This window comes from Mesorhizobium sp. LCM 4577, from assembly GCF_001854795.2.
GTDB classification, from domain to species: Bacteria; Pseudomonadota; Alphaproteobacteria; order Rhizobiales; family Rhizobiaceae; genus Mesorhizobium; species Mesorhizobium plurifarium.
Window position 1 is genome coordinate 202,988 of record NZ_MDDU01000055.1, and the last position, 26,133, is coordinate 229,120.

Annotated in this window: 25 protein-coding genes and 1 pseudogene; 11 read left to right on the forward strand and 15 right to left on the reverse strand. The window is 64.2% G+C overall.

What is annotated here, in order from left to right:
• The first annotated feature begins 1 nt into the window (after position 1).
• Together LCM4577_RS32830 and LCM4577_RS32835 are read left to right on the forward strand one after the other, a co-directional pair.
• Positions 2-235 (forward strand): DUF2093 domain-containing protein, encoded by a 234-nt coding sequence (locus LCM4577_RS32830; RefSeq protein WP_040986608.1) that lies wholly within the window; start codon positions 2-4, stop codon positions 233-235.
• Between the two features lie 134 nt (positions 236-369).
• Positions 370-1,134: a glycosyltransferase family 92 protein gene (locus LCM4577_RS32835; RefSeq protein ID WP_157900524.1), complete on the forward strand. Its 765-nt coding sequence runs from the start codon at positions 370-372 to the stop codon at positions 1,132-1,134.
• A gap of 58 nt (positions 1,135-1,192) precedes the next feature.
• Here LCM4577_RS32835 and lpxK read toward each other — a convergent pair whose 3' ends face one another.
• The 7 genes from lpxK to epmA form a co-directional block, all read right to left on the reverse strand.
• Positions 1,193-2,221, reverse strand: coding sequence for a tetraacyldisaccharide 4'-kinase (lpxK, locus tag LCM4577_RS32840; protein WP_041009869.1), 1,029 nt, complete (start codon positions 2,219-2,221; stop codon positions 1,193-1,195).
• Positions 2,222-2,295: 74 nt separating this feature from the next.
• Positions 2,296-3,612: a lipid IV(A) 3-deoxy-D-manno-octulosonic acid transferase gene (gene waaA, locus LCM4577_RS32845; RefSeq protein ID WP_040986610.1), complete on the reverse strand. Its 1,317-nt coding sequence runs from the start codon at positions 3,610-3,612 to the stop codon at positions 2,296-2,298.
• Positions 3,609-4,388 carry a lysophospholipid acyltransferase family protein gene (locus LCM4577_RS32850; RefSeq protein ID WP_071074820.1) on the reverse strand — a complete coding sequence of 260 codons (780 nt, stop codon included), beginning with the start codon at positions 4,386-4,388 and terminating at the stop codon, positions 3,609-3,611. The genes waaA and LCM4577_RS32850 overlap by 4 nt, the downstream gene beginning before the upstream one ends.
• Before the next feature lie 5 nt (positions 4,389-4,393).
• Positions 4,394-4,639, reverse strand: coding sequence for a DUF4170 domain-containing protein (locus tag LCM4577_RS32855; protein ID WP_071034551.1), 246 nt, complete (start codon positions 4,637-4,639; stop codon positions 4,394-4,396).
• A 75-nt stretch (positions 4,640-4,714) separates the two neighbouring features.
• A complete protein-coding gene (locus LCM4577_RS32860; protein WP_071074821.1) occupies positions 4,715-5,524 on the reverse strand; it encodes a 3'(2'),5'-bisphosphate nucleotidase CysQ in 810 nt (269 codons plus the stop codon).
• Complete coding sequence (locus tag LCM4577_RS32865) at positions 5,511-6,854, reverse strand: TldD/PmbA family protein (protein ID WP_071074822.1); 1,344 nt, start codon at positions 6,852-6,854, stop codon at positions 5,511-5,513. The genes LCM4577_RS32860 and LCM4577_RS32865 overlap by 14 nt, the downstream gene beginning before the upstream one ends.
• 189 nt (positions 6,855-7,043) lie before the next feature.
• Positions 7,044-8,087 carry an EF-P lysine aminoacylase EpmA gene (gene epmA / locus LCM4577_RS32870; RefSeq protein WP_071034545.1) on the reverse strand — a complete coding sequence of 348 codons (1,044 nt, stop codon included), beginning with the start codon at positions 8,085-8,087 and terminating at the stop codon, positions 7,044-7,046.
• 129 nt (positions 8,088-8,216) lie between these two features.
• On the opposite strand from epmA, the gene efp reads away from it, so the two are divergent.
• Positions 8,217-8,786 (forward strand): elongation factor P, encoded by a 570-nt coding sequence (gene efp / locus LCM4577_RS32875; protein ID WP_071074851.1) that lies wholly within the window; start codon positions 8,217-8,219, stop codon positions 8,784-8,786.
• A 254-nt stretch (positions 8,787-9,040) separates the two neighbouring features.
• A complete protein-coding gene (locus LCM4577_RS32880; RefSeq protein WP_071034543.1) occupies positions 9,041-9,469 on the forward strand; it encodes a hypothetical protein in 429 nt (142 codons plus the stop codon).
• Positions 9,470-9,699: 230 nt separating this feature from the next.
• On the opposite strand, the gene LCM4577_RS32885 is transcribed toward LCM4577_RS32880, so the two are convergent.
• The 4 genes from LCM4577_RS32885 to LCM4577_RS32900 form a co-directional block, all read right to left on the reverse strand.
• On the reverse strand, positions 9,700-9,987 hold the full coding sequence (locus LCM4577_RS32885) for a hypothetical protein (RefSeq protein WP_040986622.1): 288 nt from the start codon (positions 9,985-9,987) through the stop codon (positions 9,700-9,702).
• Between the two features lie 114 nt (positions 9,988-10,101).
• Positions 10,102-11,682 (reverse strand): PAS domain S-box protein, encoded by a 1,581-nt coding sequence (locus tag LCM4577_RS32890; RefSeq protein ID WP_157900525.1) that lies wholly within the window; start codon positions 11,680-11,682, stop codon positions 10,102-10,104.
• Between the two features lie 272 nt (positions 11,683-11,954).
• Complete coding sequence (locus LCM4577_RS32895; RefSeq protein ID WP_071034540.1) at positions 11,955-12,677, reverse strand: phytochelatin synthase family protein; 723 nt, start codon at positions 12,675-12,677, stop codon at positions 11,955-11,957.
• Positions 12,678-12,820: 143 nt separating this feature from the next.
• Positions 12,821-13,051 (reverse strand): DUF1127 domain-containing protein, encoded by a 231-nt coding sequence (locus LCM4577_RS32900; RefSeq protein ID WP_071034539.1) that lies wholly within the window; start codon positions 13,049-13,051, stop codon positions 12,821-12,823.
• Positions 13,052-13,224: 173 nt separating this feature from the next.
• On the opposite strand from LCM4577_RS32900, the gene LCM4577_RS32905 reads away from it, so the two are divergent.
• Together LCM4577_RS32905 and LCM4577_RS32910 are read left to right on the forward strand one after the other, a co-directional pair.
• Complete coding sequence (locus tag LCM4577_RS32905) at positions 13,225-15,219, forward strand: BTAD domain-containing putative transcriptional regulator (protein WP_071074824.1); 1,995 nt, start codon at positions 13,225-13,227, stop codon at positions 15,217-15,219.
• Between the two features lie 73 nt (positions 15,220-15,292).
• The gene (locus LCM4577_RS32910; RefSeq protein WP_244508495.1) at positions 15,293-16,897 is read left to right on the forward strand and encodes a winged helix-turn-helix domain-containing protein; all 1,605 of its coding nucleotides are present in this window, start codon (positions 15,293-15,295) and stop codon (positions 16,895-16,897) included.
• A gap of 77 nt (positions 16,898-16,974) precedes the next feature.
• Here the strand turns inward: LCM4577_RS32910 and LCM4577_RS32915 are convergent, their stop codons facing one another.
• Complete coding sequence (locus tag LCM4577_RS32915; RefSeq protein ID WP_071034537.1) at positions 16,975-17,640, reverse strand: metalloregulator ArsR/SmtB family transcription factor; 666 nt, start codon at positions 17,638-17,640, stop codon at positions 16,975-16,977.
• 112 nt (positions 17,641-17,752) lie between these two features.
• Between LCM4577_RS32915 and LCM4577_RS32920 the strand changes: the two genes are divergently transcribed.
• From LCM4577_RS32920 to LCM4577_RS32930, 3 genes are all read left to right on the forward strand, one after another.
• On the forward strand, positions 17,753-18,484 hold the full coding sequence (locus LCM4577_RS32920) for an MBL fold metallo-hydrolase (protein ID WP_071034614.1): 732 nt from the start codon (positions 17,753-17,755) through the stop codon (positions 18,482-18,484).
• A complete protein-coding gene (locus LCM4577_RS32925) occupies positions 18,481-19,743 on the forward strand; it encodes an MFS transporter (protein ID WP_071074825.1) in 1,263 nt (420 codons plus the stop codon). The genes LCM4577_RS32920 and LCM4577_RS32925 overlap by 4 nt, the downstream gene beginning before the upstream one ends.
• Before the next feature lie 106 nt (positions 19,744-19,849).
• Complete coding sequence (locus tag LCM4577_RS32930) at positions 19,850-20,938, forward strand: acyltransferase family protein (protein WP_071074826.1); 1,089 nt, start codon at positions 19,850-19,852, stop codon at positions 20,936-20,938.
• Positions 20,939-20,963: 25 nt separating this feature from the next.
• Here LCM4577_RS32930 and LCM4577_RS32935 read toward each other — a convergent pair whose 3' ends face one another.
• Both LCM4577_RS32935 and LCM4577_RS32940 read right to left on the reverse strand, forming a co-directional pair.
• Entirely contained in the window at positions 20,964-21,605 is a 642-nt protein-coding gene (locus tag LCM4577_RS32935; protein WP_071034531.1) for a DUF6923 family protein, read from the reverse strand.
• Between the two features lie 31 nt (positions 21,606-21,636).
• Complete coding sequence (locus LCM4577_RS32940) at positions 21,637-22,857, reverse strand: DNA-binding protein (protein WP_071074827.1); 1,221 nt, start codon at positions 22,855-22,857, stop codon at positions 21,637-21,639.
• 121 nt (positions 22,858-22,978) lie between these two features.
• Between LCM4577_RS32940 and LCM4577_RS32945 the strand changes: the two genes are divergently transcribed.
• On the forward strand, positions 22,979-23,728 hold the full coding sequence (locus tag LCM4577_RS32945; RefSeq protein WP_040986640.1) for a DUF899 family protein: 750 nt from the start codon (positions 22,979-22,981) through the stop codon (positions 23,726-23,728).
• 144 nt (positions 23,729-23,872) lie between these two features.
• Positions 23,873-24,064 (forward strand): annotated as a pseudogene (locus LCM4577_RS32950) (hypothetical protein); the annotation flags it as partial.
• Here LCM4577_RS32950 and LCM4577_RS32955 read toward each other — a convergent pair.
• Positions 23,997-26,132, reverse strand: a complete 2,136-nt coding sequence (locus LCM4577_RS32955; RefSeq protein WP_244508496.1) for a response regulator — start codon at positions 26,130-26,132, stop codon at positions 23,997-23,999. The pseudogene LCM4577_RS32950 and the gene LCM4577_RS32955 overlap by 68 nt on opposite strands.
• Position 26,133 lies beyond the last annotated feature (1 nt).

The window sequence follows — 26,133 nt, forward strand, 5'->3', positions numbered from 1 at the left end:
CATGATGAACCGTTTCGAAGGCCCGGGCGGCAGGGAAGCCCGGATCCGCTATCTCGACGGCGACTTCCAGGTCACCAGTCCCGGCTCATTCGTGCGCTGCGCGGTAACGGGCGAGAACATTCCCCTCGACGAGCTCAAATATTGGAGCGTCGCCCGGCAGGAGCCCTATGTGAACGCGGCGGTCTCGCTTGCCCGCGAGATCGAGATGCACCCGGAATTGCGCAAGCGGGGATAGGCCATGCGAGCCCATGCGCCGTGGCAATCAAGCTTGTCAGCGCTTAGGGTACCGCATTGAAAAACTTCAGGAAATCTCTCAAGGCCTTTGTCCGCATGCCGCTAACCATGCGTGCGAGTTGGCGCGAGCGGGCAGTGTCTAAAGCCCCACGATTCAACCTGACGGCCTGCGCCATCTTCCGCGAGGAAGCGCCTTTCCTCGCCGAATGGATCAGATTCCACCAGAGCGTGGGATTTGAGCATTTCTATCTCTACAACAATTTCTCGACCGACGACTTCACGACCGTGTTGGAGCCGTTCATCCAGCAAGGGCTGGTCACGCTGGTCGATTGGCCCCGGCCGGTGGGGCAGTTGTCGGCCTATAAGGACTGTATCCGCAGGCACTGGCGTGAAGCACTGTGGATCGGGCTGTTCGATATCGACGAGTTTCTGTTCGCGCCCGATGGGCGTGACGTGCGCTCCGTCCTTGATGCTTATCGCGACCTGCCGGGCGTCTGTGTCTGGCAGGCCTTTTACGGCTCCTCCGGCCATGTCGAAAGGCCTGACGGTCCGCTGGTCGAAGCTTACACGATGCGAGCTGGACCCGACATCACGACAGCCAAGACAATCGTCAACCCGCGCATGGTCTACAAGCCGGGCGTCCATCTGTCGAAATTCCTGTCCGGCGAAGCGATGGATACCCATCGACGGATCATCGTCCCCGGCATGCCTCCCAAGCTCGATATATTGAGGATCAATCACTATTGGTCACGATCGCTCGCCGACCTCGACCAGAAAATCCGGCGCGGCGACGCCTCGACGTCCGCGCCGCGCGACAGGGATTGGCATTTCGATTTCGAAAGCAAGCTCAATGTCGAGCGCGACGAGGCGATCCTGAAAGCGATGCGGCGCGCGGGATAGGCGCGACCGCCTCGGGGAGCGGGACCGCCTCACACTTTTTGGCAGGCGTATCCGAAGCTCAGCCCCGCATCTTGCGCTGGCGCCAGGCGTCGAGCGTCTCGTCGACGATGCGTTCGGGCACATGATCGAGCTCGAACACGGCCTCGATGTCGAGCACGTCCAGTCGATCGAGGAAACCGGCAGGCGTGTCGCCATGACGCAGCCGCGCGGCGTCCTTTGCCGTGGTGACGAGGCGCAGCCCCTCCTGCCGGGCAAGCGTCAAGAGGTCGGCAAGCTCGTCCTGGGCGTAGACATGATGATCCGGAAAGGCACGCGACAGCGCGACTTCGCCGCCCGCGCCGCGCACCGTGTCGAAGAATTTCTCTGGATGGCCGATGCCGGCGAAGGCAAGGAAGCGGCCGCCCGCAAAGCGCGAGGGGTCAGCCGGCTCGACATGCGCCAGGAAGATCGGCCGCCCGGCGCGCGCCGCCTGGCGCACGACGCCGTCGGCAGCGGCCCCCTCGCCCATCTTCAGCAAGCCGCTGGTGAACACCAGTTGGTCGACGACCTTGGCGCGGAGCGGCCCGCCCGGGATGACACGACCGTTGCCGATGCCGAAGCGGGCGTCGACCACCACCAGCGCATAGTCGATATGGATGCGCGCCGACTGGAACCCGTCATCCATGATCAGGAAATCGCAGCCATGTTGCTCGATAAGCAGCTTCGCGCCGGCGGCGCGGTTCGCCGTCACCGCGACAGGCGCATGTTCGGCGAGCAACAGCGGCTCGTCGCCGACATGCTTGGCGGCGTCGTGATGCGCATCGACAACATGCGGCCTGGCGAACGAACCACCATGGCCGCGCGACAGGAAGCCTGGCGTAAGCTGCATGCGCCTGGCCTGCTTGGCCAAAGCGATGGCGACCGGCGTCTTGCCGCTGCCGCCGACGGTGAAATTGCCGACGCACAGCACGGGTGCTGCGACCTTCTCGCGCGGAGCATGGCGCATGCGGCGGCCGGCGACCAGCCCATAGACCGCCGAGGCCGGAGACAGCGCAAGCACGCGCCAGTCCGGCCTTTCCCACCAGAAGGGCGGCGCTTCGCTGGTCATCGCGTGGGTACCGCGCAACTGGATTTCGCGCATGGTCCTTTCCAAAAATCGGATCCGACTTTTGGGATCATGACCTAGCGCCCGTTTGCGCCTTTCAGGCGCGCCTTGACGACCAGCGGCTGGATATAGGGCTCCAGCGATTTCAGCGTGCGAGCGAGCGCGCCGCGCATCTCGTCGACGGTGGCAGCACCCGCCGCCATCATTTCGTGGCGCGCCGCCTCGTTGGTCAAAAGGAAATTGACGGCTCCGGTCAGCATATCGCGGTCGCGCACCAGCTTGGCGCCGCCGCTGTCGAGCAGGCGCTGATAGGCCTCGCGGAAGTTCTGCACGTTGCGGCCGGCCAGCACGGCGGTTTCGAGCATCGCCGGCTCGAGCGGGTTCTGGCCGCCTTCCGAGGTCAGCGAGCGGCCGACGAAAGCGATCTCGGTCAACCTCAGGTAAAGGCCCATTTCGCCGATCGTGTCGCCCAGAAGGATATCGGTATCGGCCGAGATGCGGTCGCCCTTGCTACGCCTTGCCACCGAAAGGCCCATGCCGGAAATCTGCGCGGCAAGCGCATCGGCGCGGTCGGGGTGGCGCGGCACGATGATGGTCAGGAGCCCATGATGGCGCCTGTGCAGGCTGGCATGGACCTCGGCGGCCACGACCTCCTCTCCGTCATGGGTCGAGATCGCCGCCCAGGTCGGGCGCTCGCCGACCTGGCGCTGCAAGGTGGCCAAGGCCCGCTCGTCGGCCGGCGGCGGGTTGGTGTCGACCTTGAGGTTGCCGGATACGGTGACCGGCCGGGCGCCGAGCGCGCGGAACCGCTCGCCGTCGACATCCGATTGGGCGATGACATGGGCAAGGTTTTCGAACAGCGCCTCGGCGACGCTAGAACGCTTCTTCCAGGACATGAAGGAGCGGTCCGACAGCCGGCCGTTGACCAGAACCTGCGGCACGTTGCGGGCGCCAAGCTCCAGGATGGTCATCGGCCAGATCTCCGATTCGGCGATGATTGCCAGTTCCGGCCGCCAGTGATCGAGGAAACGGCTAACCGCGGGCTTGAGGTCGAGCGGTACATATTGGTGGATGATGCGGCTGCCGAGGCGCTCTTCGGCGACCTTGGCCGAAGTCACCGTGCCGGTGGTCAGAACGATGTTGACGCCATAGTCGAGGATGCTTTCGACCAGCGGCACCACTGCGATCGTCTCGCCGACGCTTGCAGCATGGATCCAGATCACCGGCCCTTCCGGCCGCGGTCGGCCGGCGACGCCGTAGCGCTCGCGCCGACGGACGCGATCCTCCTTGCCGCGCGAGGCGCGCCAGGCGACATAGGGTCCGATCAGCGGATAGGCGGCCGCCCCCGCGTAGCGGTAGGCGGTCAGGGCCGCACGCGCCCAACGCTCGCTCATTTGCCGCCATCCACGAGGCGATAGGCCTCGGCGGTCGCAGCGTTCAGCGAGGAGGTTACCTCCTGGCGCTTGCGCTCCATCTCGGCGTCGTCGGCATCGGCCGGCACGAAGACAGGCGAGCCTACGATGACCGCCGAGCGGCCGAAAGGCAGGTTGATGGTGGTCTTGTCCCAGCTCTTCTCCAGCACCTTACGGCGGCTGGTGGCGATGGCCGAGGGCAGGATCGGCCGGCCGGAAAGCTTTGCCAGAAGAACGATGCCAAGCCCGGCATCGCGCGGCGTGCCGTTCGGAATGTCGGCGATCATGGCGACGTTCTTGCCCGCGACGAGCGACTTCTTGAGCGCGATCAAGGCCTTGGCGCCGCCTTTGTCGAGATGCCTCGAACTGTTGCGGCCGCCGGAACCGCGCACCGCCTCGATGCCGAATTTCTCGAGCATCTGCGCCTGAAGCTCGGCATCGGCGCTGCGCGAGACCATGGCGACCAGCTTGCGGCCCTTGGGATAATAGGCAGGGGTCAGAAGATGCTGACCGTGCCAGAGGGCGATGATGCCGGGTTCGAGATGCGCATAGGCCCCGCCGGCAACCTGGGTCGAGCCCTCGACCAGCGGGCTGGTGAGCCGAATCAGCCGCAGGAACCAGGCGAAAAGGCTGGCGATGAAGTTCTTGACGAAAGTCGACTGCGCCAAAGGCTCGCGGATGCGCCGCCATAGCGTGCGCGTTCCGCCGCGCCTGGCGGCGCGCCGCCTGGTCGCCCCTTTCACCGCTTCATGCTCCATCGACGTCAACCGCCGGCCTTCGATTCTGGATCGAGCAAACGGTGCAGATGAACAACGAAATAACGCATATGGGCATTGTCGACACTGGCCTGCGCCTTCGCCTTCCAAGCGGCGTGCGCCGATTGATAGTCGGGGTAGATTCCGACGATGTCGAGCGCGTCCAGGTCACGAAACTCGGTTCCACCCAGCTTTTTCAACTCGCCGCCAAACACGAGGTGCAACAGCTGTTTCTTTCCGTCTTCCGCGGCCATGCCGATCCTTCGCAGATTGATGAATTTAGTGAAACGTTTAGCCCAAAGCGGCCGATTTTGGAACTGCGGGTCGACTCACCCTTGGTCAATCTCCGCGATGACCCTGGCGAGCACGCCGAGCAGTTCACCGCTGCCGGCGGCGAGCGCGCCGTGATTGATCACCTCGCCGGCGTAGCGCGGCGGGTTGCCGACGCGGTCGAGCAATGCGCCGCCAGCCTCGGTGAGGATGAGATCGGCGGCGGCGATGTCCCAGTCATGTGCGTTCGGCTTGACGAAGGTCGCATCGAGCTTGCCGGCGGCGATCATCGCCAGCCGATAGGCGAGCGAAGGAATGTAGGCGGTCCGCCGCAGCCTGTCCTGCCAGGCTTGCGGCATCAGATCGACCAGCGGCTTGGGTCCGCCGATATCGACGCTTTCGCCCAGCGGGCGCACATGGATGCGCTTGTCGTTGAGATAGGCGCCCTCGCCCGGCAGCGCCCAATAGGTCTCGCCCTTGGCCGGGCATTCGAGGACGCCGGCGAGCGAGCGCCCCTCCTCGACCACGGCGACGCTGACGCACCAGGAATGCAAACCATCGAGAAAACCGCGCGTGCCGTCGATCGGGTCGACGACGAAGGTGCGGCGCGCCGACAGCCTGGCATGGTCATCGGCGGTCTCTTCCGACAACCAGCCGTAATCCGGACGCGCCCTGAGCAAGGTCTCGCGCAGATAGGCGTCCGCGGCATGGTCGGCCTCGCTGACCGGCGAGGTGCCGCCCTTCATCCACACCTGCGGGTTGTTGCCGAAATAGCGCATGGCGATGAGGCCGGCTTCGCGAGCGGCATCGCGCAGCAGAGCGAGGTCGTCGCGGGCCTCGCTCGAGGTCAGTTGGTCAGGCACCGGCAAGGGTCATCCCCTCGATCAGGATCGTCGGCGCCGCCGTGCCGAAATTGCGGTCGAGGTCGTTCGCCGRCACCATGTTGAGGAACATGGTCTTCAGGTTCGAGGCGATCGTCACCTCGGCCACCGGATAGGCCAGCGCGCCGTTCTCGATCCAGAAGCCGGAGGCGCCGCGGCTGTATTCGCCGGTCACCATGTCGACGCCCTGACCGAACACCTCGGTGACATAGAAGCCGCGCTTCAACGAGGCGATCAAGTCTTCCGGCGAACGCTCGCCGGGCTCGATGGCAAGGTTGGTCGAGGACGGCGAGACCGACGAGCCGCTGCGCGAGCCGCGTCCATTGGTGACGAGGCCGAGCTCGCGCGCGGCCGAGGTCGACAGGAACCAGTGGTTCAAGACGCCCTTCTCGACCATCAGCAGCTTGTCGCCCTCGACGCCTTCGCCGTCGAAGGGGCGCGAGGCCTGGCCGCGCCGCCGCAAAGGCTCGTCGGTGACGGTGATTGCGGCCGAAGCCACCTCTCTGCCCATCATGTCGCGCAGGAAGCTGGTCCTACGGGCGACCGCCGCGCCGTTTATGGCGCCGGCGAGATGGCCGGCTATGCCGCGCGCCACGCGCGGATCGAACACCACGTCGACCGGGCCGGTCGCAGCCTTGCGGGCTCCGAGACGACGCACCGCGCGTTCGCCGGCCTTGCGGCCGATGTCTTCCGGCGTGTCGAGATCGGCGAAATGCTGGCGCGAGGAGAATTCATAGTCGCGCTCCATGGCGGTTCCCTCACCCGCGATGACGCTGGTCGAGCGCGAGAAGCGCGAGGCGACATATTGGCCCACAAAGCCGTGCGAGGTGGCGAGAACCAGGCCGCCCAGGCCGGCGCCGGCGCTGCTGCCCGAGGAATTGGTGACGCCCTTGACCGCCAATGCAGCCGCTTCGGCGGCAAGGGCCGCCTCCTTCAGCTGGTCTGCAGACACCTCTGTCGGGTCGAAAAGGTCGAGATCGCGCAAATTGCGGGCAAGCAGCGCGGGGTCAGCAAGGCCCTGGAACGGATCCTCGGGCGAGACCTTGGCCATCGCCACCGCGCGCTCGGCGAGCGCCTTCGGATCGGAAGCGGCGGTCGCCGAGACGCTCGCCACACGCTGGCCGACGAAGACGCGCAGCGAGACGTCCTGGCTCTCCGACGATTCGGTGCTTTCGACCTTGCCCAACCGCACCGACACGCCGGCCGAGCGGCCGCGCACCGCCACCGCGTCGGCCCCGTCGGCGCCGGCGCGCTTGGCCGCCTCGACGAGCGCCGCGACGCGATCGGTCAATTTCGCTGCGTCGAGCTTATCGGTCATGCGGTTGTTCCTGTTTGTTCAAGCAGTCCATCAGAGCGAACCCTGCGTATGGATGCTGACGCACCATCATGGATGCCACGGGCACCATCTATTGTTCCACCGACGCTTGTGCAATGGTGGATGCGGCAATCTCAAGGCAATCGCCGTGGTTCGTGGCGGATGCTTTGCCGCAGCGGCAAGAAGGRAGCGCTACTCGGCCACCGGCGCCCAGATTACGTCATCGATCCTCGTTGCCCCCGTCGCCAGCATCACCAGCCGATCGAAGCCCAGCGCCGAGCCGCTTGCCTGCGGCATGAGGGCCAAAGCCGCGAGAAAATCCTCGTCCAGCGGATAGCGCTCGCCATAGACGCGCTCTTTCTCGTCCATCTCGGCGGCAAAGCGGCGGCGCTGCTCGGCGGCGTCGGTGAGCTCGCCGAAGGCATTGGCGAGCTCGACGCCGCAGCAATAGAGCTCGAAACGCTCGGCGACGCGCGGGTCCTCGGCGCTCGGGCGGGCGAGCGCCGCCTCGGAGATCGGATAGCCGTAGAGGATGGTGGCCCGGCCCTGCCCCAGTTGCGGCTCGACCTTTTCCACCATCACCCGGCTGAACAGGTCGGCCCAATTGTCGTCGGGCGCGGTGCGCAGGCCGGCTGCGACCAGCGCGGCGTGAAGCGCGTCGCGGTCGGTGCCGCCGTCGACTGAAACGGTCGCGAGCAGGTCGATGCCGGCATGGCGCGTAAAAGCCTCCGCCACGCTCAGCCGCTCCGGCTCAGCAAACGGATCGGCCTCGCGGCCGCGAAAACGGAAGCTTTTGGCGCCGGCCTTTTCCGCGGCGAGCGCCAGAAACTCGGCGCAGTCGTCCATCAAGCGCTCGTAAGTTTCGCCGACGCGATACCATTCGAGCATGGTGAACTCAGGGTGATGCAGCGGCCCGCGCTCGCGGTTGCGCCAGACCGGGCCGAGGCTGAAGATGCGCTCCTCGCCGGCGGCAAGCAACTTCTTGCAGGCGAATTCAGGCGAGGTGTGGAGATAGAGCGGCCGACGCGACGCGTCGGGTCCGATCGCCTCGGTGGCAAAGGCGGCGAGATGCGCCTCGTTGCCCGGCGAGACCTGCAGCGCCGAGGTCGTCACCTCGACGAAATCGCGCTCAGCGAACCAGCCGCGAAGCGCGGCGGCAGTGGCGTTGCGCGCCATCAGCCGGGGCCGGCGGTCGGCATGTATATCAGGCGTCCACCAGGGCGAAGCGGCGGTCATGGGCAGGAAAATCGCTGGGAAGGCTGGCGGTTCGGCGCAAGATGCGCTACGGCGCACGCGATGGCCGCCGTCGCCGCTTCGCGGAAATCGACGCTCGCAGGCCGAAAAACTCGAACGGGATCCAATATCGTGGTCAAGGTCATCGCCAGTTCCTTACGCAAAGGCAACGTCGTCGATAAGGACGGCAAGCTTTATGTCATCCTCTTTGCCGAAAACATCCACCCTGGCAAGGGCACTCCGGTGACCCAGCTCGACATGCGCCGCATCGGCGACGGGGTGAAGGTGTCGGAGCGCTACCGCACCACCGAAATGGTCGAGCGCGCCTATGTCGAGGAGCGCGAGCACACCTTCCTTTATTCCGACGGCGAAGGTTTTCACTTCATGAACCCGGAAAGCTACGACCAGGTCGTGGCTTCCGAAAGCGTGGTCGGCGACATGGCGCCCTATCTGCAGGAAGGCATGGCCGTGCAGCTCGCGCAGTTCAACGGCGTGCCGATCTCGTTGACGCTGCCGCAGCGCGCCACCTTCGAGGTGGTCGAGACCGAGCCGGTCACCAAGGGCCAGACGGCATCTTCCTCCTACAAGCCCGCCGTGCTCTCCAACGGCGTGCGCACCGCCGTGCCGCCGCACATCTCCGCCGGCACGCGCATCGTGGTGATGACCGCCGACGGTTCGTACGTCGAGCGCGCCAAGGACTGAGATTTACGGCAGCCTGGTTACCACGGCTCGCCTGCGACATGGCGGGCCTGCACACCTGCCTTTGAGCAGTATCCCCCCAAGGAACGGTCGTTGCTCTGCAGGCTCGCGTAGGCTCGACGATCCCGATCAACGCCCGGCTAAGCGCTCGTTGTCGATCGCATTGCAACGCACTGCGATCGCAGGCGTTTATTGATGGCAGAGCTGTGGCTGATGTGAGGACCAGCTTGATGGCGTGATAGGTCGGAGGCGATCAGGTGGCGAATTTCAAAGAAGCCGTTGAGCGCGGCAAGAAAGCTCCTCGCCAGCAAGAAGAGGATGCAGATGCCCCGATTGCGGATTTCGGCAAACAGGCCAAGGCTTGGCTGGACGACGTCGTTGTTACTTCGTTGGAAGCGGCCAAGGCAGAAGTGGCAGGCGAGATGAATATCGACATAGACGCCGCACCGCATGACCAAGACCAACTGCTGGCGCCATCTGTCCGGTTTCGGCTCTTCCTAAGGCCGGAATTGGAAAAGCCCGCCAAAAGGACGTTCACGGTCAACGTCCAGCTTAGCGGCGAGGTGTCGGTTTCTTCACCTGGCATGGTGGCTGAGAATGTAGGAAATATAGGGGACAGGTCTGGCGAAAGGTTTCGCAATTTGCTTGCCAAGCTGATCGAGGACGCTGCTAAAGGCTTGCGCTAACCCGGCTGCTACCTCCTGTGGACAGGCGGTCTCCATCTAAAACAGCACAGCACTGCCGAGGTGCAGGCGAGCTTAGCCGGTAAGGCAGGCGTCACGCGTGATCAAGCGTGCAAGTCGACAATCGGAACCTGTCGGGCCTCGCTCCTGTGCGAGGCCCAATTCCCGAGCAACAAATGTCTGCGCTATCCTTGGCCAGGCAATTGACGCACACCCGATGTGATGCGGGCTAATTAGCCGCCCATCTTCTTTGCCATGGCGCAAAATTCAGCATGCGATTTGTTGAGAGTCGTATCGCCGCAGTCTTTCAATACCGCGGTGCGCTCGTCTGGTTTCATCGCCATCCACGCCGTTTTAAAGTCGGCCTCACTTCTAAGAGTTTTCATGCCGGCGTCGGTGAAAAACGGCGTCATCTTGGCCGGATCGTCGAGCGCAGAGGTACCTGTTGTCGAGCCCGCCATCGCTGCCCCAGTCAGCATTGTGAAGGCTATCGCGTTCAGTGCAAGTAGCTTGAATTTCATTTTCGCATCCTCCTTACGGCCGTTTTAGGCATGTAGAAGAACGTTTGTTGGCTACGAGGGTTCCTACGGGCCCTTCGCGACGATGACGGGCTCAGCCGCTTGCAATTGGAACTGTTAGCGATGAACGATAGGGTGTGCTGCCCTTTCTTGAAGTCGGTCGCACTTTATTGCGGGCAACGTGCGGCCAGGCGAGTCAGGCGGAAAATCTTTGACCATCAATCGCCAACTCGAGACCACGCCGGCGGAATCCCACGTTCGGTCGAGGCGGCCGAGCTGACTTGCCACGGCGCGGACCAAGCGGGTGCCGAAACCCTCATTTATGGTTCCGTCCGGCGGCGGTCCGCCGATCTCTCGCCACCGGATAAGGACATCGTCATCCCGAATGGAGCAAGCAATTTCCACCGATCCAGCAGCCGCCGAGAGGCTACCGTATTTGGCAGCGTTGGTGGCGAATTCGTTCAGCAGGAGCGAAAGCGGCGTGATCGTTGCCGAGGGCACCGGCATATCGATGCCATTGATGACGACGCGGGGATGCCCGTCAGCCCCATGGCGGTACGGCGCGAGGATTGCGGCGATCAAGGCATGCAGGCCCGTCGCGACCTGGAGGGGGTGGCCAGTAGAGGGAAGCATCGTCAGCGCATGCGCCCGCGCCAGCGCGCCGAGGCGGTCAGAAACGATGGAGGCGAGCGCGGCCGGCGTTTCGGCGGCTGACGCGCTCAAATTGACAATGGTGCTTGCTATGGCGAAGAGGTTCTTCACGCGGTGGTCCATCTCGCGAAGCAGCAGCTCCCGCTGCTCTTGCGCGCGCAGCCGCTCGAATATTCCGCGGGCAATTCTGGAGGAGCCGACAATTTTGCCCGATGCATCCGCGATAGGGGAAACCGTCAAAGAGATTGGTACCAAACTGCCGTCCTTGCGCAGGCGTGCGGTCTCGAAGTGCTCAACATGCTCACCATTGCGAATGYGGGACAGAATCTGCCGCTCCTCGTGTTGCCGGTCGAGCGGGATCAGCGAGATCACCGGGCGCCCGATAATCTCCCGTCGGCTGTAGCCGTAAAGGCGTTCGGCTCCGCTGTTCCAGTCTGTGATGATCCCTTCCAGATCGGTCGCGCTAATCGCATCATCCGAGGATTCGACAAGTGCGCTCAGGCGCGCTGCTGTCGTTTCCGCCCGGTTCCGCTCGATCGCAAATCCGAGCTGGCGGGCGATGGTCAACGCCAGTTCACGTTCACGATCAGTGAAGTGATGGGGTACTGGATAGTAGACCATGAACTTGCCGGCGAGCTCGCGGGAGCTGACAAGCGGGATAAAAGCCAGCGCTTCGATGCCTTCGCCAAGGACCGTCTCGATGAGTTGCGGAGATTCACCGCTGCAACGGATGTCCTCGACATAGATCGGCTCGGCATTGTGCTCACCGCGCGTCCACGGCGAATGGCCGTTAACCGCCTTGCGGTATTCTTCAGACAGTGAGCGCCACGCCACGAAGCTCATGACGCCCTGGCTGTCAAATCTCAGGATCGAGGCCCGTAACGAACCAAGCGCGTCACAAATAGCATCCAAGGCCGCGTCGTAGACCTCCGCAATGGCCTTGGCTCGATACAGTCGGTCGGTGAGGCGGAAGAGGACGGTCTGCTCCCGGGCAATATCGCCGTCGGTCAGCTCACGTTGGCCCAGCACTGTGGCCGCAACACTCATAGCCCCCTGCTGCATCGCCTGATCCCTGGGGCGCGGCTCAATAAGAGTCTGATCGAGTCCGCTTAGCGCAATACCGCGCGTCTATGGCCTATTGCCGTTCGACCGCCGAATACCGTCCACCCAACTATGCCGAATGATATGCGCTTTGCGTAGTTTCGCAATAGACCCGTCGCGTTCTGGCGCAGCGACTGCTGCGGACGAGGGGCCGCGAGGTGCCGCCGACTTCTGCAAGCGTATCCTCATGGGCGTTCTCCGCCTGAAGTTCAGCCGAACTACTCTCCCAAGGGCGACGATATCAGCACATATCCGCGGGTTTTGTTCTCATTGTCGCCGTCGACCGTGTTCATCGCTCCGAACAGGTCGGCCGTTGTCACCCAGACCGGCGGATATTTGTAGCGGGCGACATCGAGGATCAGGAACCTGTCCGCTTTCTCGTCGTAAGCCGCCAGCGGCGATATGTGCCCGCCCTTCTCCTGGCCTATCGCCTTGCGCAGATAGTTGACGATGACGAAATGTCCGGGTTTGGCGAGGAACGAACTGGCCTGGGTCCGGAACTGCTCAAGGCTGGCGTCCGACGCATGGCGGACCTCGGCCTTGATCGGCTGCGTGGAAAGAATGGCCCCGATCTGGTCGAGCGTCATTCCCTGCTTGTCCAGAACCTGGCGAGGAAGAATGGCTTCGGTGCGCTCGTTCAGAACATTGTCCTGCGTGAACGTCTTGTAGGGTTCGTATTCAGGCACCGAAGGCGCAGGAACATTGAGCGCGTTCAGCACCATGACGATGCTTGCCACGCCGCAATAGGCCTGCGTCTTTTGCGTGAGAAAGTTGCTCGCGAGAGGGAAATAGGCCTCTTTCGCCGCGCTCTCGACAAGAAAGCTCTCCCCGGATGGGGAACTGAATCCGGTCAGATTGTCTGGAAGCTTCAGCGTCTCGGAGAAGGCGCCGGGTGCAGCCAGGAGAAACGCCAGCAGGAGCGAATAAAAACGCGCAGACATCGTGACCCTCCGCCCGATTAATGAAGGCATCGAGGAATATATCAGCTTGTCGGTGCCGTGGCACGTTCGAGTTCGATGCCGCCTGCGCGCCTCCGAAGATTGGCAAAGCCGATCCCAACTCTTTTGTCTCTGGGTCCGCCGCCTTATCTCATCGACATCAAATCCGTGATCAGGCCGACCCTGACGGAGAATGTGGGCCTTGGAACATCGGCACAGCCGATGTCCTTCAACTCATAGGGCGTAAGGTCCGCCAGCGCCCTGCGTCCTGCAACGGCCTTTCGCCAGGCTGTGAAGGCATGGACCACTGCTGCCACTGCCCCAAGCAGCCGGTGTTTCGATGCGCGGATCTTCGCGTGAGCTTCCGTGTGGGCCATTGTTGCTCTCCCGTTCCAGGTTGGAGGGCCGAAGGTTGCCACGGGGGCGATTTGCTGGTGTTCAGGCAGGCGTTAATCGCCGAGGAAATGCCGCGGGGCCGCCGTGAAATCCGCGTTAAATCGACCGGCGAAGATGCTATTCTGTCGGCGCGTTCGAAATTCGGAGGGGCGTCGTGCGCATCCGGTTGCTTGGCGGTCTCGAAGTGTCTTCCGCAGACGGCCAGCCCGTTCGCTTCGCAATGCGCAAGTCCGCGCTGCTTTTCGCCGCCCTGGTCCTGGCGGGTTCCCGCGGCCACCGTCGCGAGCGGCTTTCTGAAGGATTTTGGCCAGGACGAGGCGAGGCGCAGTCGCGCAACAGCCTGCGTCAGGCACTGGCCGACATCAGGCGGCGGTTTCCCGCCGACGGCAGTGCGGCCATTTCCCTCGAGGGGGACCAGGAAACGGTCGCGCTGACCGCCGGCCCGGACGAGGCGGATATCTGGCTCTTCGAGCGAAAGCTCGCCGAGAGCGGGACGGCGGACCTCGCCTTCGCCGCCGAGCTCTACCGTGGCGACGTGCTCGCGGGCGAAGCCATTCCCGACGGCCTGGATGAGTGGTTCGGCCCGTATCAGGTGGGATACCGGCAGAAGGCGCTGCAACTGGTGGAGCGCCTGAGCCTCGCGCTGCCCGAAGCCGGAACCGCGGATGCAGCGGCCTGCGAACGGCTCGCGGAAAGGCTGCTCGCCGCGGACCCGACCGCGGAGGCAGCGCATCGGGCGCTGATGCGGGTCCACGTCGCCCGGGGCCACGAAAATGCGGCCTTGCGCCAGTTGGAATCCTGCCGCGCGCTGCTGAGGAAGCTTCTGGACGTCGAGCCGGAGGCCCAGACGAACGCGCTGGCGGCTTCGCTGCAGTCGCGGGAACGGCATCACCAGGTAAAGCCGGCCCACGACACCGTCCTGCCGCCGCAGCCTGTCTCCGTCCCGGCAAGGCCACATGACCAGCCCTCGGTGGCGGTGATGCCCTTCGACAATCTTGGCGGGGCGGACGATGAGTATTTTGCCGACGGCGTCGTCGAGGAGACAACGGCCGCGCTTTCGCGCGTCCGCGACTTCTTCGTCATCGCGCGCCAATCCGCCTTCACCTACAAGGGACGTTTCGTCGACGTGCGCCAGGTCGGCAAGGAACTCGGCGTGAACTACGTCGTCGAAGGCACGGTACGGCGAGGCGGTGACCGACTTCGCATTTCAGTACAACTGGTCGATGCCGAGACGCGGGCGCAGTTATGGTCCGAGCGCTACGAGGGCGCGATCGAGGACATTTTCGAGTTTCAGGACAGGATCGCGGCGCAAGTGGCCGGCGCCATCCATCCGGCCATCCGAGGCGCCGAGATCGAGTTGGCCAAGCGCAAGCCGCCGACCAGCCTACGAGCCTACGACCTCGTCATGCGCGCCTATCCGAACATTTGGGGCCGCCGCAAGGACACCAACGACCAGGCGATAGAGTTGCTCAAGAAAGCGACCGCGGTCGACCCTGCCTATGGCCGTGCCCATGCGCTCTTGGCATGGTGCCACGCCTCGAACGCAGCGTATCTGTGGGCCGAGCAGCCGGAAAGCGAGCTGGAAAAGGCGCGCGCGGCGGTCGAGACCGCGGGCTCGATCGGCGACGATCCCACCGCTTTGGCCGCCGCCGGTTCGGCATTGAGCATGTGCGGCGACCAGGAGCGCGCCGCCACCTTCATCGAAAGGGCGCTAGCGCTCGATCCGAACAATGCATGGGCCTGGGCGCGCCAGGGCTGGATCGCGACCTACACGGGCGAGGCTGCCCGCGCGCCGGAGCGGTTCCAGCGGGCGATGGCGCTGAGCCCGATGGATCCCTTCGCATTCAACATGAGACTGGGAATGGCCACCGCCATGGCCAAGACAGGTTCCCTTTCCCAAGCTGTTGCGATTGCCCGTGAGGTCATTGCCGCCCATCCCGACATCATCATGTCCTATCGATACCTCGCCGCATGGTCGGCGATGATCGGCGACATCGAGACTGCCCGCTGGGCTGCGCAAAAACTGCTTACGGCCCAGCCGGGCTTCACGATCGAACGATACCGATCTCTGCCTATTCTTCGAAGCACACCGGAATGGGCGGACCAGGTGGCCGAAGCCTTGAAGCTGGCAGGATTGCCGGAGCGCTGACGTCACTCTCGATCGGCCATCTCCACCGGCAGGCCGGCGGCTTTCCATTGCCGTCCTCGAGACGGCGCACGCTATGGCCAAGCGAGCGCAGCCATCGCCGGACAAAGCCTGGGCTGAGGCGTTGCAGTTCTCAAACCCCTTTTCCGAAAACTTTCCCAGCGTCTACTATGCGTACATGCAAGGGACTCGCATCGCTTTTGGTCCGTTCGTGCTCGACCCCGATACCGGGACGCTCCTTAACAAGGAGGTCCCGATCGCTGTCGGGCATCGTGGACTGACGCTGCTTGCCGCGCTTACGGCACGGCCCGGCGAGATCCTGACCAAGGCCGAGCTGATGGACGCTGCCTGGCCGGGCATCGCCGTTGAGGAAGGCAACCTTACCGTCCAGATCGCGACACTAAGAAAGGCTCTCGGTCCGGCTGACAACGGCGGTGAGTGGATCGCCACCGTGCCGCGCGTCGGCTACCGCTTCACCGGGACTGTCGAGCCGGCGGCGAGCGCACCCTCCAGACCGGTACCACCGTCCGGCAAGCCATCGATCGCAGTGCTGCCTTTTGCCAATCTGGGCGGCGATCAGGACCAGCAATATCTCAGCGACGGCATAACCGAGGACATAATCACGGAGCTGGCCAGGTTTCGCTCCCTGCTCGTCATCGCGCGCAACTCATCTTTTCAGTTTCGCCATCCGGCATTGGATATCTCCGAAGTTCATCGCAAGCTCGGAGTCCGCTACCTCGTCGAAGGCAGCATACGAAAGCTCGGCGATCGCATTCGCATCACCACACAATTGATTGACGCCGCCACCGGCACCCACCTGTGGGCCCAACGGTACGACCGGGCCCTCAACGACATCTTCGCCTTGCAAGACGAAGTTGCCGCGCTTATCGCCTCAATGGTCGAAGGCCAAACGGAGGCCGACTCGGCAAGCCGCTCCAAGCGCAAGCCTCCCGCCGATTGGGATGCATATGACTTTTACCTGCAGGGGCGCGCGCATTTCCATCGCTATGAACTGGACAAGTCCGAGCCCCTGTTCGTTCGGTGTGTCGAGCTCGATTCGACATTCGCTCAGGGCCATGCCTTCCTCGCACAGGCCCTCGTTGGCAGGTTTTGGTACGACAACGATCCCCGCACGCTGCAGAAGGCCTGGGACTCGGCACGAGCAGCGCTCGCTCTCGATAGGAGCGACGGCGTCTGTCACCAGAGCATGGGGCTGGTGCTTACGCATATGCGTCAGCATAGCGATGCCGGAATGCATTTCGAGCGAGCACGCTCGCTGAACCCGCTGGACGTGAATATCGCAGGAGATTACGCAAGCTGGCTCAATTATGGCGGACGGGCCGAGACGGCGCTCAACGTGCTGGAATGCGCGCTGCTGCGCGACCCGTTACCTCCGATATGGTTCTGGGAGGTGAAGGGCAGCTCGCTCTTCCTGCTTGGAAGGTACTCGGAAGCCGTCGGCTCGTATCAGAAGGCCGGGGATCATTTCTTCACTCATGCCTTCCTCGCGGCGACTTACGCGCATATGGGCGAGATGGAGAAGGCGCGTGCTGAAGTCGAGGCAGCGCTGACGAGGAAACACGATGTAACTGTTCGGCTGATCTCAGGTCTGCCGTTCGCCGACCCGGTCGCTCACGAGCTTTTCACGTCAGGCTTCAGAAAAGCCGGTTTTCCCGCGTGAATGCCACCGCCGTCGCGCTCGGCCTCAAGGCCAACTGGAAGCAGTTCGCTGCTGGCGCTCGGCATCATATCCCGTAGTCAGGCAGCCACTTCCACCGGCAGGCCGGCGGCTCTCCATTCCGGCATGCCGTCCTCAAGGCGGCGCGCGAGATGCCCCAGAGAGCGCAGCGCGGCGACAGCCTCGAAGGACATCACGCACCAGGGGCCGCGGCAATAGGCGACGACTTCCCTGCCCGCGCCGGCCCTGCTGGACCACGCCTTGATTTCGCTCAACGGAACATTGATCGCGCCGGGCACATGGCCGAGCGCGAACTCGTCCGTCGGGCGGACGTCGATCAGCGTCACCAACCCATCGCGCATCAGCGCCTGCAGCTCATCGCGCGTGACCGGGCGCATGTCGTCGCGCGCGTCGAAATAGCCGCGCACGATGCGATCGACCTCGGCAAGGCGTCGTTCAGCAACGCCGCGCACAGCGGCGAAGGCCGACAGCACGCTCGCATCGGCGAGCGAATAATGCACGAACTTGCCGTCGCGCTCGGCCGAGACGATGCCGGCGCGGCGCAGCGCCTGCAGGTGCTGCGAGACGTTGGCGACCGGCTGGCCGAGCTTCGCCGCGAGCGCCTCGACGCTGCGCGCGCCCTGCGCCAGATGCTCGATCATCTCCAGGCGCAGCGGATGGCCGAGCGCCTTGGCGACGATCGCGAACTGCTCGTAGAGCGCCTGTTTCGGATTGCGGATTGACATCGCTCTTCCAGTAAAGCACCGTCATTCAATAGAGTAATTGAATGACGGTTTAGGCCTTAGCTGTCAAGCCGCGCGGCTCGCTGGGCGCAGCCGCCCGTTCGGAGGAAAAGCGATGATTCTCAGGCAGTTCCTGCACACCGATCCTGTCGCAGCCTCCTATCTGTTCGGCTGCGGCGGCAAGGCTTCAGCGGCGGTCGTCGATCCGGTCGGCGACATCGCGCCGTATGTCGAGACGGCGCGCGCAACCGGCATGCGCATCCTCTATGTCGTCGACACGCATATCCATGCCGACCACATCTCGGCCGGACGGAAGCTCGCGGAGGCAACCGGGGCCGAATACGTGCTGTTCGAGGGCGCCGAAACGAACTTTCCGTTCAGGCGCGTGAAGGACGGCGAGGTGCTGGAGCTCGGCAATGTCACGGCGACCGTCCTGCACACGCCGGGCCATACGCCGGAGCATTTGAGTCTTCTGGTCACCGACCGCACGCGGTCGCTGGAGCCCTGGTTCGTGCTCACCGGTCACACGCTGATGGTCGGCGACCTCGGCCGCACCGAGCTTGCTTCGAGCGCCGAGGATGGGGCTCGCGCACTATTCGCCAGCGTGCGCCGTCTGAAGGAACTGCCCGGCCATATCGAGGTGCTGCCGGGCGCCTATTCGGGCTCGGTCTGCGGGCGATCGCTGAGCGGCAAGCCGACATCGACCATCGGCTTCGAGCGCCGCTTCAACAAGGCGTTCCGCATCGAGGACGAGAGCGAGTTCGTCGCCGCTATGACCGCCGACATCCCTCCCCCGCCGCCGGACGCCGCCCGGAACCGGGCCGCGAACGCCGGGGCAAAGTCTTGAGCGCAGCGGCGTCCGCCGTCGCGCTCGGCCTCAAGGCCAACTGGAAGCAGTTTTCGCTTCTGGTGCTGATCAACGCCTTCGTCGGCGGCATGGTCGGCATCGAACGGACCGTCGTGCCTCTGATCGGCGCGGAGGAGTTCGGCGTCGCTTCGACCACGCTGGTCGTCTCCTTCATCGTCAGCTTCGGCGTGGTCAAGGCTTGCGCCAACCTCGTGTCCGGCCAGCTTGCCGACACATGGGGCCGCAAGCGCGTGCTGATCCTCGGCTGGCTGTTCGGCCTGCCGGTGCCGTTCATGATCATTTGGGCGCCGAGCTGGGGCTGGATCGTCGCCGCCAACGCGCTGCTCGGCATCAACCAGGGGTTCGCCTGGTCGATGACGGTGATCATGAAGGTCGACCTGGTCGGGCCGAAGTCGCGCGGGCTCGCGGTCGGCCTCAACGAGTTCGCCGGCTATCTCGCCGTCGGCGTCACCGCATTCCTCACCGGCTACCTCGCCAGCCGATACGGTCTGCGCCCGGTGCCGATCTATCTCGGCGTCGGCTACGCGGTCCTCGGCGCCGCTCTGTCGATCCTGCTCGTGCGCGACACGCGCGAGCATGTGCGGCTGGAGCTGGCGGACCATCCAAAACAAGCATCGCCGCTCGGCTTCCGCGAGATCTTCATGCTGACCTCGTTCGGGGACCGCAACCTGTTCGCCGCCTCGCAGGCCGGCCTGGTCAACAACCTGAACGATGGCATGAGTTGGGGCCTGTTTCCCCTCTTCTTCGCCGCCAATGGGCTCGGTGTCGAACGCATCGGCATCCTCAAGGCGGCCTATCCGGCGGTATGGGGCATCTTCCAAGTGGCGACCGGGCCGTTGAGCGACCGCTGGGGCCGCAAGGGCCTGATCGTCGCCGGCATGTGGGTGCAGGCGGCAGGACTTCTTACCACCGCCATGACGCGCGATTTCGGCTGGTGGCTGCTGGCCAGCCTTTTGCTCGGCCTCGGCACGGCAATGGTCTATCCGAGTCTGATCGCCGCGGTATCGGACGCCTCGCACCCCTCCTGGCGGGCGCGCTCGCTCAGCGTCTACCGCTTCTGGCGCGATCTCGGCTATGCGATCGGCGCCCTGTCCGCCGGCCTGATAGCCGATTTCTTCGGCTTCGCCGCGGCGATCGGGGCAATCGCGGCGCTGACCTTCCTGTCGGGCGCGGTCGTCGCGGTGGCGATGCACGAGGCGCGTGTCGCCGCCCTGCCTCCGGCGCCCGGCGATGGTTAACGCCGGCCCCTAACAAGGTTTCCGTTTACGATATCGTAAGCTTGTTGCTGCGAGGCATCCGCTGGTCCGCTACAATCGCGGCAGTTGAAATTCCTCGAGATCGAGCATGAGCAACCCGAACCGCATGCCGTGGGTGGATACGGCAAAGGGCCTTTCCATCATCCTGGTGGTGATGATGTATTCGGCTTACAACACCGGCGAATACACCGGCGGCGTCGGCTTCCTGCATTATGTCATCGGCTTCGCCACGCCGTTCCGCATGCCGGAATTCTTCCTGATCTCGGGCCTGTTCCTGTCGCAGGTGATCGACCGGCCGTGGCGGCGCTATGTCGACCGGCGCGTCGTCCACTATCTCTATTTCTACGTGCTTTGGGCTATCATCTCGATCGGGCTGAAGATCGGCATCTTCAGCCGTGACCCCGCCGGCATGCTGCACGATCTCGCGATGGCCGTCGTCCAGCCCTACGGCGTGTTGTGGTTCATCTACATGCTGGCGGTTTTCGGGGTCGTCATCCGCGTGCTGCGCGAATTCAAAGTGCCGCATTGGATCGTCATCTTGGCTGCCGCCGCGCTGCAGATGTGGGCGCCGAAGCCCGACAGCTACGCCCTCGAGCAGTTCGCGGCTTATTTCGTGTTCTTCTATCTCGGTTTCTTGCTGGCGCCGCTGATCTTCCGGCTGGTCGAATGGACGCAGGCTCGTCCGGCAATCGCCGTTGCCGGCCTGCTCGCCTGGGCGCTTGTCAACGGYCTGCTCGTCTATTCGCCGGGCTACGTCGTGCAGCCGGTCGGCATGCAGATGGGCCTGGCGGCATGGCCACCGCTGCATCTGGCGCTGGCCGTCGCCGGCGCGGTGGCGCTTTGCGTTGCCGGCGGTTTCCTGTCGAAATTCACTTCCATGGAATGGCTGCGCTGGCTCGGCGAGCATTCGCTGGTCGTCTATGTCGCCTTCACCATACCGATGTCGATCTTCCGCGGTGTCATGCTGGCAAGCGGCCTGCTGACCGACACCGGTCTGCTGAGCCTCGCGGTGCTGCTCGTCTCGGTCATCAGCCCGGTGGTGCTCTATTTTATCGTCAAGCGCATCGGCTTCGGCACCTTCCTGTTCAAGCGGCCGGCATGGGCACATGTCGACGGGCCGAACGCCGCCAAGGCTTCCAACAAGCCCATGACGCGGCCGGCGCGCGAGGCGGTCTAACCGGGTCGCCCCTTCCACCAATCCGCTACTTGCCGCCGCTATGTTCGGGACGCCGCGCGGCCTTGATCTTGCCGCTGCTGCCGCCACCGCAGAAGAAGCAGCCGCCACCGTCGGATTCCAGCCCCGACACGCCGGAGGGCATCGCCACTTCCTGCAGCACGTCGCCTGTGTCGGGATCGACGCGCACCAGATCGCCCTCCTCGCCCTCCCAGGTGGCATGCCAGAGCTCGCCATCGACCCAGGTGACGCCGGTGACGACGCGCTTCGATTCGATCGTACGGATCACCTTGCCCGTTTCGGGATCGATCTGATGGATCTTATGCGCCCGGTATTCGCCGACCCAGAGCGAACCCTCGGCCCAGGCCATTCCTGAGTCACCCCCATTGCCGGGGGCAGGAATGGTCGCGACGACTTTGCCGATCTTCGGGTCGACCTTGTGGATGCGATCCTCGGCAATCTGGTAGAGATACTCACCGTCGAAGGCAGTCCCGGCATGCGATGCGACATCGATTGTACGCACGATCATGCCGCTTTCGGGATCGAGCGCGTTCAGCTTGTCGCCACTGGCGAACCAGACATTTTTACCGTCATAGGTGACGCCGTTGACGCGCTCGACGCCGGGGAATGGTCCGTATTCACGCAGGATCTCGGCAGCGGCTCGTTTCATTTTCGATCTCCATTCGAACAATGGCCGCAGACTAGTCGGTCGGCAGCGGACCCGGGAGTAACAACACAGTCGGGAATCCGGTCACCGGCGGCATCATCCAGCGGCGTGCCCGACCCCGGCCGACCGCCTGAACCTTGTTCCGTGCCGACAGCTCCTCCAGCGCCCTTTGCACGGTGCGCGCGCTGGCGCCAAGCGCGATCGCCAGCGCCGAGCTCGACCAGGCCTCGCCATCGGTCAGGAAAGCCAGCACCGCGCCGTGCTCCTCTTCGACCGGCGGCGCCAGCACGACGACCTCGGCGGCTTTCAGCGGCGCGAGCTCGAACCCGGCGGCCGTGGCGTTGATCTCGGCCAGTCCGGCGAGCTCGGCGCGCAGCCGTCCCATCTCGACCCTCAGCCGCGCGCGGTGCGATTCATCGGCATGCCTGGCCCGGAAGGCGCGCTTCAGCAGCTCCTCGCGCGAGGCGTCCGTCGGCCATGCCTCGGCAAGCGCGCGCGCCAGCGCGAACAGCACCGGCCTTGTCGCCAGCGAAACGACCGCATCGGCTTCGCGCACGACATTGCGGCATGCATCGATCACGAGCGCGCCCGAACTCAGCAGCGCCTCGACCTCGTCGAGCAGCAGCGCCTTCTCCGCGCCGCGCGCGATCAACCGGCCGACCGGCGTGTTCAATACCAGGGATGCTGCTTCGACTTCGGTCTTCAATGCCGGGATGTTAGCTTCGTAAGCGGCCAGCGATGCCCGGCCGAACGCGGAGCGCGCCGCCTTCGTCCTGAGGCGCCGGACCGCGATGCCGGCCGCGGCCAGCTCATGCGCGACACGCGCCACCGGGGGCAGYGGCGCCGGGTCGAAGTCCGCCAGCAACCGCTCGGCCTCGTCGAGCCGACCGATCAGGATGAGCCGGCGCGCCTCGAGGCTGCCGGCATAGGCGGCGTTCAGCCGGTCGCCGTGCGATTGAAGCGTCGCCCTTGCGGCTCGCAGCGCCTTCTCCGGCCAGCCGAGGTCGCGCGAGACGAGCGCGATCTCGGCCTCCGCGACGACGCAGCGCGCACGCGCCACCGCTTCCTTCGGGCTGAAGGCGCGGGCGGCGTCCTTCAGCAGCGCCTTGGCCTTGGCGAAGTCGCCGAGCTGCGCCATCGCGATGCCGCGCAGCGCCAGCGCCGGCGCATCGTCGCGCAGCGCGACGCGCTTCAAGGCGCCGAGCGGATCACCCGCGGCAAGCGCGCGGCCGGCGGCGTTGATCAGCGAGTCCATGCCGTCCCCTCAAGGGCCGCCGGTTCAAATCGCGTCACACTTGTAACTCTCACCATCACCGGGCGCGGCCCTATGTCTGTCCTCGTCACCCCCAACCAAACGCAAGAACGGGACAAGAGCAATGACCCAACACATGAAGACACCGCCGGTCGTTTCGCAGGAAGCGTGGGAAGGCGCCTATGAAGAGATGCTCGTGAAGGAAAAGGCGCTTACCCGCGCCCGCGATGCCTTGGCCGCCGAACGCCGCCGCATGCCGTGGATGGAAGTCAAGAAGGACTATGTCTTCGAAGGCCCGAACGGCAAGGCGAGCCTGCTCGACCTCTTCGAAGGCCGCCGCCAGCTCGTCGTCTACCGCGCCTTCTTCGAGCCCGGCGTCTTTGGCTGGCCCGAACATGCCTGTCGCGGCTGCTCGCTCGGCGCAGACCAGGTCGGCAACCTCGCCCATCTCAACGCCCGCGACACCACGCTCGCCTATGCCTCGCGGGCGCCGCAGGCCGACATCCAGCGGCTGAAGGAGCGCATGGACTGGAAGATGCCCTGGTACACCATCACCGACAGCTGGGATAAGGATTTCGGCGTCGACGAATGGCATGGCCACAACGTCTTCATCCATGACGGCAAGCGCATCTTCCGCACCTATTTCGTCAACAACCGCGGCGACGAGGCGTTCGGCACCGTCTGGAGCTATCTCGATGTCACGCCGCTCGGCCGCCAGGAGGTGTGGGAGGATTCGCCCGAAGGCTATCCGCAGACCCAGACCTACAAATGGTGGAACTGGCACGACAATTACGAGGAAGGCGCCGCCCCCGACCAGAGATGGGTCGAGGTATCGGACGCCGGCGAAGCGGCGTTCCGCAACAAGAACGCCTGAGCCTGAAGCGACTCCGGCGGCGCGCGCCGCCGGAGCCGATCTCGCCACGCACCCTTCCCTCTCGGACGCCTGAGAACTCAATCACTCCAGACGGTGGACACCATGAGCATCGACAATCCCGCCCCTCGCCTGAGCGGCTTCGGCCTCGCCGACTGGCTTTGCCTCGCCGCGGCGCCCACCTTCGCGGCGATGGCGCTGCTGACGGCTGCCTATGGCAGCCACGACATGATGTGCATGTCGGGCGCCACGGTCCTCAGCGGCATGGCGCCTATGTATCTGTTGATGGCGGCGTTCCATCTTGCGCCGTGGCTGCGGCTGGTGGCAGGGCGGAAGTGAGCTTGACAACGGCCCGGTCTGCCTCAGGGGCTGCCATTCCCCGTCTCGCCATCAGTATTGACTCGACAAGCTCCTGATCTTTGTAAGGTTTCGCGAGCAAAAGAACATCTGCCGGCAGATCGCCGATTGCCTCGGTTTCGGCATAGCCCGTAATGATGAGGGCGGGCCAATCCGCCCTGAGATTGCGCGCAAATCGAATCACGTCCAGGCCTGAAACGAGCGGCATGGCGAAATCGGTGACGATCACGTCGAAATCCTGCGGGGCCTTCTCGATCCTGGCCAGCGCCTCGGCACCGCCGGCGGCGCATGTCACATGGAAGCCGCTTTGCCTCAACGACGCAGCCGTCAACTCGCGCAGCGCATCACCGTCGTCGACCAATAGTATAGACGGCAGAGCGCCATTGCCGTCAATGCGGGGCTGGCTGATCTGTCCCTGCTCGATCGATCGGGCTGGCTGCTTCAACGATCTTGGCAGCCACAGCTGCATCGCCGTGCCTCGCTCGACAACGCTCTCGATCCGAAGCGTGCCGCCAGACTGCTTTGCAAAGCCGTAGACGGTACTCAAGCCAAGGCCGGTCCCCTTGCCGACGGGTTTCGTCGTGAAAAAGGGCTCTATGACCTTCGCCACGAGATCGGCCGGAATACCCGAACCGGTGTCGATGACCGAGATGACGACATAGTCGCCCGCGCCCAGTTCGTCGGAGTTGCTGTGGGTGGTGTGATTTTCGGCGCGTATGGTGATCGAACCTCCCGTAGGCATCGCGTCGCGCGCGTTGAAAACCAAATTCATGAGAGCGAGTTCGAGTTGGCCTGCGTCCACCAGCACAGGCCAAACCGAATTGTCGATTTGCCATTCGAAGCGAACCAGACCTCCGAGCACTGGCGCCACGAGCCCGTTCAGCGGCTCGACCAGGGTTGCCAGTTGCAAAGGTTCGGGCTTCAGATGCTGACGCCGGGAGAAGGCGAGCATGCGATTGACCAATTCGGCGCCTTGTTTGGCCGAGCGCCTTGTTAGGTCGAGCACCTTCTTCGCCTGCTCGTCGAGCGCGGTGCTGCGCTCGAGCAGCCCGAGCCCGCTGAGGATTGCCGCAAGCAGGTTGTTGAAATCATGGGCAAGTCCGCCTGTAAGCTTGCCGATGGCGTCAAGGCGCTGCGCTTGGAGCAGCCTGTCTTCAAGCTCGCGCCGCTCGGTTATGTCGAGCAGCGTTCCGACGATTTCTTGCGTGTTCTCCACGGGATTATGCGAGATGACGCCCTGGTCCAGGAAGCTTCGGTATTTGCCATCCGCGCACTGCCATCGGAATTCGCAGCTGTAGGCGCCGGCCGCTTTGGCGCCAAGCAGGGCGGCCTCGACGTCCGGCAAGTCGTCCGGATGCACACGGCTCAGGCCAAAGCCAGGCTCGGACGTCAGCCGCTCGGGAGAAAATCCGGTCAACCGCTCGATCCCGCTGGTGACGAAGCGGGCATCAAACGGCGGTTCGAGCGATCGAGCATGAAAGCAAACCGGAACCGATTGCAGTATGGCTTCCTGGCGCTGCTCCGCGGCACGCAAGGCTCGCTCCGCCTGAAGCCTTGACTTTTGCGCCTCCAGCGCCTGCTCCAGCAGCGTCTGCTCCACGATTGCCTTGCGCTGGATTTCCAGGGTCTTCTCGTGCAATTCGATGAACACGGCCACCTTGGAACGCAGCATGGCTGAATCGAACGGCTTAAAGACGAAATCGACCGCACCGGCATCGTAGCCGCGCAGCATATGCGCTTCTTCCTTGTTGATCGCGGTCAGGAAGATGATCGGAGTCCGCCTCGACTGCTCTCTTTGGCGGATCAACGAGGCCGTCTCGTATCCGTCCAATCCCGGCATTAGCACGTCCAGAAGAATTACGGCGAACTCTTCCTTCAAAAGGAACCGCAACGCCTCCTCGCCGGACTGTGCGCAGACAACCTCGCCCACTCCAGCCAAGACYTCGCTGATCGCCAGGAGATTGCGATCGTCATCATCAACGGCGAGGATGCGCGCGCCTTGCGCTACCTCTGACAGGGCCGCACGATGTTCGGTTTTGGTCTTCAGCATC

Excerpts from the sequence above, each read along its gene's own strand:
- LCM4577_RS32830 (WP_040986608.1), top strand. The coding sequence starts at position 2 with ATGATGAACCGTTTCGAAGGCCCGGGCGGCAGGGAAGCCCGGATCCGC.
- lpxK (WP_041009869.1), bottom strand. The coding sequence starts at position 2,221 with ATGACCAGCGAAGCGCCGCCCTTCTGGTGGGAAAGGCCGGACTGGCGC.
- waaA (WP_040986610.1), bottom strand. The coding sequence starts at position 3,612 with ATGAGCGAGCGTTGGGCGCGTGCGGCCCTGACCGCCTACCGCTACGCG.
- LCM4577_RS32850 (WP_071074820.1), bottom strand. The coding sequence starts at position 4,388 with ATGGAGCATGAAGCGGTGAAAGGGGCGACCAGGCGGCGCGCCGCCAGG.
- LCM4577_RS32855 (WP_071034551.1), bottom strand. The coding sequence starts at position 4,639 with ATGGCCGCGGAAGACGGAAAGAAACAGCTGTTGCACCTCGTGTTTGGC.
- epmA (WP_071034545.1), bottom strand. The coding sequence starts at position 8,087 with ATGACCGCCGCTTCGCCCTGGTGGACGCCTGATATACATGCCGACCGC.
- LCM4577_RS32885 (WP_040986622.1), bottom strand. The coding sequence starts at position 9,987 with ATGAAATTCAAGCTACTTGCACTGAACGCGATAGCCTTCACAATGCTG.
- LCM4577_RS32895 (WP_071034540.1), bottom strand. The coding sequence starts at position 12,677 with ATGTCTGCGCGTTTTTATTCGCTCCTGCTGGCGTTTCTCCTGGCTGCA.
- LCM4577_RS32900 (WP_071034539.1), bottom strand. The coding sequence starts at position 13,051 with ATGGCCCACACGGAAGCTCACGCGAAGATCCGCGCATCGAAACACCGG.
- LCM4577_RS32910 (WP_244508495.1), top strand. The coding sequence starts at position 15,293 with ATGGCCAAGCGAGCGCAGCCATCGCCGGACAAAGCCTGGGCTGAGGCG.
- LCM4577_RS32915 (WP_071034537.1), bottom strand. The coding sequence starts at position 17,640 with ATGTCAATCCGCAATCCGAAACAGGCGCTCTACGAGCAGTTCGCGATC.
- LCM4577_RS32920 (WP_071034614.1), top strand. The coding sequence starts at position 17,753 with ATGATTCTCAGGCAGTTCCTGCACACCGATCCTGTCGCAGCCTCCTAT.
- LCM4577_RS32935 (WP_071034531.1), bottom strand. The coding sequence starts at position 21,605 with ATGAAACGAGCCGCTGCCGAGATCCTGCGTGAATACGGACCATTCCCC.
- LCM4577_RS32945 (WP_040986640.1), top strand. The coding sequence starts at position 22,979 with ATGACCCAACACATGAAGACACCGCCGGTCGTTTCGCAGGAAGCGTGG.